The following is a 9092-nucleotide window of genomic DNA, read 5'->3' as shown; positions in this document are numbered from 1 at the left end:
TGGCGGCGTCGTGCTGGTGTGCGGTTCAGGGCCTCTTCTTTGGTGACTTTCTTCTGGCCCCGCAGAAGAAAGTTACCCGGCCGCCGGGACGGACTCCCGGCAATGCACCGAGCAGACACGCCCTACGCAAAAGCATCCAACGAACCCACCTCACCCCAAGATCAACTGCAACGACCCCTGCAACGCCTGAATCAACACTTCCAGCGCCTGCAACAGCCTCTCGCTGCCCTGATGCATGCGCTGCACCGCATCGCCCTGCTCGACACGGAGGCCGCGCAGCAGCAGCAGCCAGGCCTCATCGACATCCTTGAACGCGGGCTGCAACGCCGGCCCAGCCAATGGGGCCGCGCGCACAAGCTCATAGGCCTTGATGAATTCATCCAGTCCGACAGCCAGCCCGCTGGTGTCACGGCCCGGCATGACCTGGGCGAGCAGGCCCTCCTTGGCCAGGCGCTGGCTCAGCAGGCGCAGCCGCGTGACCTGGGCCAGCAGGCCGACCGGCCGCTGGCCCGCACGCTCGGACAACTTCGCCACCAGCACCTCGCTGCTTTCCAGCAGGCGCTGGGCGGCGCGGTCGCTGCGCGTCAGATCGGGCTGGCGATTGGCGAGGGCTGCGTCCAGCTGGGTCCAGGCGGCCGACACGGCGGACAGTTCCTCGGCGAAGTCGCTGCGCAGCAGCTCGCCCAGGCGCGCCAGGTTGGCGGCCACGCGTTCGGCCGAGGCGTCCAGCAGCGCTTGCGCCTCGCGGCGCTCCGGCGGCGCCAGCTTGGGCCATTGGCGCAGGGCCTGCAGCTTGACGAGGCGCTGGCTCAACATGCGCTGGGCACCGGCACGCTCCAGGGCCTCGGCCAGCTCCGAGGTGTGGACGACGCCACGTGCCACCTCCGGCAGCTTGGACTGCGTCTGCATCGCGGTGTTGCGCAGCAGCGCGAAGGCGGCCGCCTCGTCGATGCCGCGCGCCTGCATCAGCAGGCCCTTGGCGCGCTCCGTCCATTTGCGCTCGTCGAGCTTGGCCTGGGCGGCCTGCTCACGCGACTGCTGCTGGGCCGCCAGGTCGCGCGACCACAGCAGCGCCTCCGCCAGCACGCCGGCGTCGATGTCGACGGGCAGCCATTGCACGACGCCACGCGCCAGCACGGCCCGCCTCTCGGCCTCGGCGGGCGGGGGTGACAGCAGCACCACCGGCAGGCCAAAGGCCCGCTCCGAGTGCGCAAGCTGCGCCAACGCGGTGCGATCCGGGCACCAGAGCAGGCCCAGGCCCGGCCCGTCGACGGGGGCGCCGAGCTCGGAAACGGTGCACAAAGACCAGCCCAGGGCCTGCAAGGCGGCGGCTTGAGGGGGCAGTTCGGGGCTGCAGAACAGCGTGAGCGACAGAGGAGCGGGAGCGGTGGCTGACATGATTCCGGGATTCACGCCCCAAAACGGCGCAAGAAACAGGCCAGCGACGTTGCTGGCAGGCGGGCATGAGGTTTGCAAGTATCGGCCGTGGTTCCCGCAATGGTGCGGGCGCCCTCCCGCTGCATGTCCTTGCCGCCCAGGCACGCGACCGGTGGGTTGGCGTGGGCGCGTGCAGCCAGCACGATAGAGCCCAAGATGTCCGCATTCCAGACCTTCAAACGCGCCGGCCACAGCCCCACGCTGTTCGCCGCCTTTCTGTACTTCGCGTTCTCCTGCTGCATCTGGGTGCTCAACGGCGCGCTGGCCCCCTTCATCAGCGAGACCTACCACCTGACGCCGGCCCAGAAGGGGCTGATGCTGTCGATCCCCATCATGGCCGGCGCGTTGATGCGCTTCCCGCTCGGCCTGCTGTCCCAGTACATCGGCCGCAAGAACGCCACGCTGGTCGAGATGGGCATGATCGCCGTGGCCATGCTGTACGGCTTCTTCATGGTCAAGAGCTACGACGACCTGCTGGCCATGGGCGTGCTGCTGGGCATCGCCGGCGCGAGCTTCGGCGTCGCGCTGAGCCTGGGCTCGGGCTGGTTCCCGCCGCAGTACAAGGGCCTGGCCATGGGCCTGGTGGGCGCGGGCAATGTCGGCACGGCCGTGTCGGTGCTGGTGGCGCCGCCGCTGGCCCAGGCCTACGGCTGGCAGACGGTCTATGCCTTCGCGGCCGCGGCCATCCTGGTGCCCATGATCGTCATGGTCGTCTTCGCCAAGGAGCCGCCCGATGTCGACTCGCACGCCTCGCTGCGCGAGCACGTCGCCTGCCTGTTCGAGAAGGACGGCTGGGCCTTCAGCCTGATCTATGGCGTGACCTTCGGTGGCTTCATCGGCCTCACCACCTTCCTGCCCACCTACTACTACGACCAGTTCGGCGTCTCCAAGGTGCAGGCCGGCCAACTGACCATGCTGGCGGCCTTCATGGGTGCGGCGGTGCGCGTCATCGGCGGCGCGCTGTCGGACCGCTGGGGTGGCGTCAATGTGCTGACGGGGGTGCTCGTCGTCGTGGCGGTCACGTTGACCGGTGTCGGCATGGCCAGCGGCTCGCTGGTGCTGACGACGCTGCTGCTCATCGCCTGCTTCGCGGCCCTCGGCGCGGGCAACGGAGCCCTGTTCCAACTGGTGCCGCTGCGCTGGCCCGCGGCCACGGCCGTGGCGGGCTCGATGATCGGCGAGATCGGCGCGCTGGGCGGCGGCCTGGTGCCCAACCTGATGGGCCTGTCCAAGCAGCATGCCGGCACCTACCTCTGGGGCTTTGTCGTCTTCGCCGTGCTGGCGGTGCTGATGCTCTTCGTCATGCGCGTCATGCAGATCCGCTGGACGCGCACCTGGGCCGAAAAGGGTGGCCGCGCGCGCCATGCGGCGGAGACATCCAAGGAAGCCGAGCCGGTGCACTACCAGCGCGTCTGAGCCCCTATGCCCCTGGCGTGAGGGACAGCCGCAGGCGGATCGCTGGGCACACTGCGGCCCATGAAACCCTTCGTTGCCCTCACCCTTCTCGCCCTCGCCGCAGGCGCCCAGGCCGGCGTCAGCTGCAAGTTCGGCGGCGCCGCCATCAACGTCTCCGACAGCCTGGCCGACCTCAGCCACTCGCCCGCGGGCAAGCGCGACGCCAACGGCAAGCTGTCGCTGTTCCGCCTGCTGACACTGGACGAGTCCGAGGGCGATACCAACAGCATCGAACTGAAGACCGTCGACGTGACCCGGCCCGGCGACTACGTGCTGTCGGTCGAACCGGGCTGGCGCTCGCTCGTCAATGTGCGCGGCAAGCGCGAAAAGGTGAGTGGCGGCAAGTTCCACATCACGCAGTTCGAGGTGAAGGACACGGTCGCCCACGCCGTCGGCACCGTGGAGTTCACGAGCGAGACAACGCGCGGCAGCTGCAGCTTCGACGTGCAGGCCCAGGCCATCAACCGCGACCGGCTGGGGCTCTGAGCCCAGGGCCACGTCCCAACTGAGGGGGACAGGGGCCGCATGCGACCGTCGGCACACTGCGGCGGCATGAAGACCCTCATCGCCCTCACCCTCTTCGGCCTGGCCGCCAGCGCCCAGGCCGGTACCAGCTGCAAGATCGGCGGCGCCGACATCCGCGTCTCCGACAGTTATTCCGACTTCAACTACTCGCCCAGCGGCAAGGCCGGCGCCACGGGCAAGCTGTCGCGCTTTCGGCTGATGACGCTGGACGGCGGCGAAGCCCCGACCAGCAACGTCGAGCTGAAGGCCGTCGACATCACGGGACCCGGTGACTACACCCTGTCCATGGAGTCGCTGTGGCGCTCGGTCATCCGCGTGCAGGGCAAGAGCCAGCGCGTGACGGCCGGCAAATTCCACTTCACGCGCTTTGAAATGAAAGACGCCGCCGGCCGCGCGGCGGGCACGGTCGAGTTCACGACCGACCAGACCAGCGGCTCCTGCACGTTTGACGTCGAGATCAAGGGCATCAACCGCGACCGGCTGGGTCTCTGATCATTTCGGCAGGAAGACGAGCCAGGCAATCAGCAGCAGATTGAGGATCAGGGACAGACCCAGGGCAATCTGCCAACCCGACACCGTGTCGTGCGATGACCTGACTGGACGCGTTGATGCCGGCTGATCCCGCGCCGCCAGGCGCTCCAGCGCCAGCAGCAATTCATCGGCCGTCTCGAAGCGGGCCTTGGCCTCGCGCGCGACTGCGCGCATGACGAGACGGTCCAGCGGCATCGGCACACTGGGCTGCAGCCGGCTGACGCTGGCCGGCTCGCGCTTGTAGCGCGCCAGCTGGTAGGGCTCGATCTCGCCATAGGGCAGGCGGCCGGTCAGCGCCTGATACAGCGTCACACCCAGCGCAAACAGGTCGGAACCGGCATCGGCCGGGACGGGTGGGTCCTGCCATTGCTCGGGGTTGATATAGCTGGGCGTGCCGGCATGCAGCTCGTGCGAGGCCGCCGGCGCGCGTGAGCTCAAGGCCACGCCGAGGTCCAGCACGCGCCACTGGCCGTCGTCGCCGAAATGCAGGTTGGCGGGCTTGATGTCGCGGTGCACGACGCCGGCCGCATGCAACAGGCTCAACGAGCGAGCGACGGCGCTCGCCAGCGCCTGTGCCTGGGCCACATCCAGCGGGCCTTTGGCCAGCAGCTGCTCCAGCGTGTGGCCGCCATGCCAGTCGAACACGGCATAGAAGTGGGTGGCGCCGTCGGCCGGTGCATGCACGCGCACGAAGCCACTTTCGCCACCACCACGCCGCCGGTGCCGCGGCGCCTCGGCCAGGCGCAGGCCCAGCCAGATCTCGTGGGCCAGCATGGCGCGCTCTTCGGGGTCGTCGGCGCGGCCCGGGCGCAGCATCTTCAGGGCCACAAGGCGCCCCGTGGCCAGCTCGCGCGCCTGCAGGAGGCGGTGCACGCCGTTGTCGGCCACGACGGCGGTGACCTGGTAGCCGTCCAGCGTTGCACCGACACCGAGCGGCCCGGGGCTGGGCAGGGTGCGGCCGAGCGCCGCGAGATCGTTCAGGCCCGGGTCCGCCAGGTCCTTCACATCCAGCACCAGGGCGGTCGCGTTGTCGTGGCTGCCAGCCGCCAATGCCGTGGCGGTCAGCGCATCGGCCGCCGCCTGGGCGCCGGGCGTCGTGCGCAGCACATCGGCGATCTGGCGGCTGCGCAGGGCGCCATGCACGCCATCGCTGGTCAGCAGCAGGCGGTCGCCCACCTTGAGATCACCGGCGCTGTGGTCCAGGCGCAGCGCATCGTCCAGGCCCAGGGCGCGCGTCAGGCCGGCGAAGTCGCGGCGCTCCATGCGGTGGTCCTGCGTCAGCAACAGGCATTGGCCGTCGCGCAGCAACCAGGCGCGGCTGTCGCCCACATGGGCCAGCGCATAGCGGCGGCCGCGCAGCGCGAGGGCGGTCAGCGTCGTCAGCGCTTCGCGCGGCTGGCCATCGGCCCCGGGGCGGCGGTTGTGGGAGGCCAGCCAGGCGTTCTGGTGGCCGAGCAGGCGATCCAGGGCCACGCTGGTATCCCAGTCGGCAGGCACGCCATGGAAGTCGCGCAGCAGGCTCATGACCGAGGTCTGGGCGGCCATCAGCCCGTCGCCATTGGAGTGCTCGCCACCGCTGACGCCATCGGCGAGCGCCGCCACCCAGCCGCGCTCGGCCTCGTGCGCAGCCGGCGCCTGCACGCCAGCGAAGTCCTCGTTGCGAGGACGCTTGCCTTGCAGGCTGGACAGGCCGGTGTCGAGTTCGAAGCGCATGCGCGTGAGTGGATCACCAACGGGGTGCTTGCCCGCTCTTGGTGCGATTTTTGGGGTGAGTGCACCCGCACCGGGCCGGAAACCGCTTCGGTGTGGGGCGCTGTCGGCCGTGGAACACGGTGCAGCGGGGAAAACGGCCAGCTTCATCGCTGGCACATGGCTTGCAAAGCAATTGACAGGCCACAGGAGTACGGCATGAAAAAGATGAAGCTGGTGATGGTGGGCAACGGCATGGCCGGCGTGCGTACGCTGGAGGAGCTGCTGAAGATCACGCCGGATCTCTACGACATCACCGTCTTCGGCGCCGAGCCGCATCCGAACTACAACCGCATCCTGCTGTCGCCGGTGCTGGCCGGCGAGCAGACGATCGACGAGATCATCCTGAACCCGCTCTCCTGGTATGAGGAGAACGGCATCACCCTGCACCTGGGCAAGACGGTCACCGAGATCGACCGCGTGCGCCGCCGCGTCGTGGCGGCCGACGGCACGGTGGCCGAATACGACCGCCTGCTGATCGCCACCGGCTCCAACCCCTTCGTGCTGCCCGTGCCGGGCAAGGATCTCGAAGGTGTCATCGCCTACCGCGACATCGCCGACACCAACGCGATGATCGACGCGGCCACGAAGTACAAGCACGCCGTCGTCATCGGCGGCGGCCTGCTCGGCCTCGAAGCCGCCAACGGCCTGATGCTGCGCGGCATGCAGGTGACCGTCGTCCACCTGGTCGACACGCTGATGGAGCGCCAGCTCGACGGCGTTGCCGGCGACCTGCTGCGCAAGTCCCTCGTCGATCGCGGCCTGAACTTCATGCTCGGCGCGCAGACGCAGGAGCTGGTGGCCGGTCCCTCGGGTCGCGTCCAAGCGATCAAGCTCAAGGACAAGGACGGCCAGGTCCTCGACGTGCCGGCCGACCTCGTCGTCATGGCCGCCGGCATCCGCCCCAACACCGGCCTGGCCGAGAAGGCCGGCCTGCACTGCAGCCGCGGCATCGTCGTGACGGACACCATGCAGACCGTCACCGACCCGCGCGTCTACTCGGTCGGCGAGTGCGCGGCCCACCGCGGCATTGCCTACGGCCTGGTGGCGCCGCTGTTCGAGCAGGGCAAGGTCTGCGCGACCCATCTGGCCCAGTTCGGCATCGGCCGCTACCTCGGCTCGTCGGTCAGCACCAAGCTCAAGGTGACGGGCATCGACCTCTTCAGCGCCGGCAACTTCACCGGCGGCGCGGGCACCGAAGAGATCGTCATGAGCGACCCCTTCGCCGGCGTCTACAAGAAGCTCGTCATCCAGAACGACCAGCTCGTCGGCGCCTGCCTGTATGGCGACACGGTGGACGGCGGCTGGTATTTCAAGCTGCTGCGCGAGGGCCGCAAGATCGGCGACATCCGCGACAAGCTGATGTTCGGCGAGGCCGGGGCCAATATCGGCGACGTCGGCCACCAGGGCGTCAATCGCGCCGCGGCGATGGCCGACACCGACGAGGTCTGCGGCTGCAACGGCGTCGCCAAGGGCGCGATCTGCAAGGCCATCCGCGACAAGGGCCTGTTCACGCTGGACGAGGTGCGCAAGCACACCAAGGCGAGCGCGAGCTGCGGCAGCTGTACCGGCCTGGTCGAGCAGCTCATCATGTTCACGGCCGGCGGCGACTATTCCGCCACGCCCAAGAAGAAGGCCATCTGCGCCTGCACCGACGCCAGCCACCAGGACACCCGCGACGTCATTGCCAAGGCCCATCTACTGACCTCGGCCGAGGTCTTCCGCGCGCTGGACTGGAAGACGCCCAACGGCTGCGCCACCTGCCGCCCCGCCATCAACTACTACCTGATCTCGACCTGGCCCAAGGAGGCCGTCGACGACCCGCAGAGCCGCTTCATCAACGAACGCTCCCACGCCAACATCCAGAAGGACGGCCGCTACTCGGTCATCCCGCGCATGTGGGGCGGCGAGACGACGAGCTCCGAACTGCGCCGCATTGCCGACGCGGTGGACAAGTACCAGATCCCCACCGTCAAGGTCACCGGCGGCCAGCGCATCGACCTGCTGGGCGTCAAGAAGGAAGACCTCGTCAACGTCTGGAAAGACATCGGCATGCCCTCGGGCCATGCCTATGCCAAGGCGCTGCGCACCGTGAAGACCTGCGTGGGCTCGGAGTGGTGCCGCTTCGGCACCCAGGACAGCACGCAGATGGGCAAGGACCTGGAGCGGGCGCTGTGGCGCATGTACGCCCCGCACAAGGTCAAGATCGCCGTGTCGGGCTGCCCACGCAACTGCGCGGAGGCCGGCATCAAGGATGTCGGCGTCATCGGCGTCGACTCGGGCTGGGAGATCTATGTCGCCGGCAACGGCGGCATCAAGACCGAGGTGGCCGAGTTCTTCTGCAAGCTGAAGACACCCGAGGAGGTGCTGGAGTACAGCGGCGCCTTCCTGCAGCTCTACCGCCTGGAGGGCTGGTATCTGGAGCGCACGGTGCACTACGTCGCCCGCGTTGGCCTGGACCATGTCAAGAAGAAGATCCTCGAGGACGCCGACAACCGCAAGGCGCTGTGGGCGCAACTGCAGTTCAGCCTGGACGGCGAGCCCGACCCCTGGTTCGACTTCGGCCCCGCCCATGTCGACCTGCGCCAGTTCGAGAAGGTGGGCGCGTGATGCTGAACCGACGCGTCATCCTTCTTGCAGGCCTCACTGGTTTGACTGCGGGCCCCGCACTGGCCCAGGGCCGCATCAACCAGCTCGGCGAAGCCATCGACAAGTCCGGCGCCCAACGCATGCTGAGCCAGCGCATGGGCAAGGCCTGGCTGGGGCAGTTGCGCCCGGAACTCGCCCCACGCGCTCGCGCCGTGCTGCAGGCCAGCGAGGCGCGCTTCGAACGCCAGCTGCAGGAGCTGCTGGCCTTTGCGCCCACCCCTGAGATCGCGGGCAGCTACAAGGCCATGCAGCACCGTTTCGGCGACTACCGCGCCCTGCTGCAGAGCAAGCCCAGCGCCGAACGCGTCGACGAGCTGCTGCAGGCCTCGGGCGAAATGCTCAGCCTGGCCCAGGTCGCCACCGGCCAGTTGCAACAGCGCTCCGCTGCGGCGACCGCCATGCTGGTCAATATGTCGGGCCGGCAACGCATGCTGTCACAGCGCCTGGCCCTGTTCTTCATGGCGGGCCAGCAAGGCGCGCGGCCCGACCTGGTCGCCAAGGAAACCGTCAAGGCCCGCGCCGAGTTCGAGACCGCCATGCGCGTGCTGGGCTCGGCCCCCGAGGTGACGCCGGCCATCCGCGACAACCTGGAGCTGGCGCGCAATCAATGGGTCTTCCTGCAATCGGCGCTGGGCGGCGAAAGCCAGGGGCCGGAAGCGGCCAGCAACGTCTTCGTGGCGAGCGAGAACCTGCTCGCCGTGATGGAAACCGTGACGGGGCAGTTTGCCCGCCAACTGGGGTGATGA

At 68.8% G+C, this 9092-nt stretch carries 7 protein-coding genes; 5 read left to right on the top strand and 2 right to left on the bottom strand.

Annotation, left to right across the window (positions count from 1 at the left end):
* Nucleotides 1–150: 150 nt before the first annotated feature.
* Nucleotides 151–1398 carry an ANTAR domain-containing response regulator gene (locus AC1D2H_RS19860; protein WP_478012172.1) on the bottom strand — a complete coding sequence of 416 codons (1248 nt, stop codon included), beginning with the start codon at nucleotides 1396–1398 and terminating at the stop codon, nucleotides 151–153.
* A 195-nt stretch (nucleotides 1399–1593) separates the two neighbouring features.
* On the opposite strand from AC1D2H_RS19860, the gene AC1D2H_RS19855 reads away from it, so the two are divergent.
* From AC1D2H_RS19855 to AC1D2H_RS19845, 3 genes are all read left to right on the top strand, one after another.
* On the top strand, nucleotides 1594–2853 hold the full coding sequence (locus AC1D2H_RS19855) for an MFS transporter (RefSeq protein ID WP_478012171.1): 1260 nt from the start codon (nucleotides 1594–1596) through the stop codon (nucleotides 2851–2853).
* 60 nt (nucleotides 2854–2913) lie between these two features.
* The gene (locus AC1D2H_RS19850) at nucleotides 2914–3378 is read left to right on the top strand and encodes a hypothetical protein (RefSeq protein WP_478012170.1); all 465 of its coding nucleotides are present in this window, start codon (nucleotides 2914–2916) and stop codon (nucleotides 3376–3378) included.
* A 66-nt stretch (nucleotides 3379–3444) separates the two neighbouring features.
* Nucleotides 3445–3909 (top strand): hypothetical protein, encoded by a 465-nt coding sequence (locus AC1D2H_RS19845; protein ID WP_478012169.1) that lies wholly within the window; start codon nucleotides 3445–3447, stop codon nucleotides 3907–3909.
* Here the strand turns inward: AC1D2H_RS19845 and AC1D2H_RS19840 are convergent, their stop codons facing one another.
* Entirely contained in the window at nucleotides 3910–5661 is a 1752-nt protein-coding gene (locus tag AC1D2H_RS19840) for a bifunctional protein-serine/threonine kinase/phosphatase (protein WP_478012168.1), read from the bottom strand.
* Between the two features lie 195 nt (nucleotides 5662–5856).
* Here AC1D2H_RS19840 and nirB point away from each other — a divergent pair, with 195 nt between their 5' ends.
* Both nirB and AC1D2H_RS19830 read left to right on the top strand, forming a co-directional pair.
* Nucleotides 5857–8307 carry a nitrite reductase large subunit NirB gene (gene nirB / locus AC1D2H_RS19835; protein ID WP_478012167.1) on the top strand — a complete coding sequence of 817 codons (2451 nt, stop codon included), beginning with the start codon at nucleotides 5857–5859 and terminating at the stop codon, nucleotides 8305–8307.
* Nucleotides 8307–9089, top strand: a complete 783-nt coding sequence (locus AC1D2H_RS19830) for a type IV pili methyl-accepting chemotaxis transducer N-terminal domain-containing protein (protein WP_477937225.1) — start codon at nucleotides 8307–8309, stop codon at nucleotides 9087–9089. The genes nirB and AC1D2H_RS19830 overlap by 1 nt, the downstream gene beginning before the upstream one ends.
* The last annotated feature ends 3 nt before the right edge of the window (nucleotides 9090–9092 follow it).

This window comes from Roseateles sp. P1_C1_2 (assembly GCF_056406535.1).
Note: the sequence above shows the minus strand (reverse complement) of the source record. Positions and strands in the feature narration are given on the sequence as shown.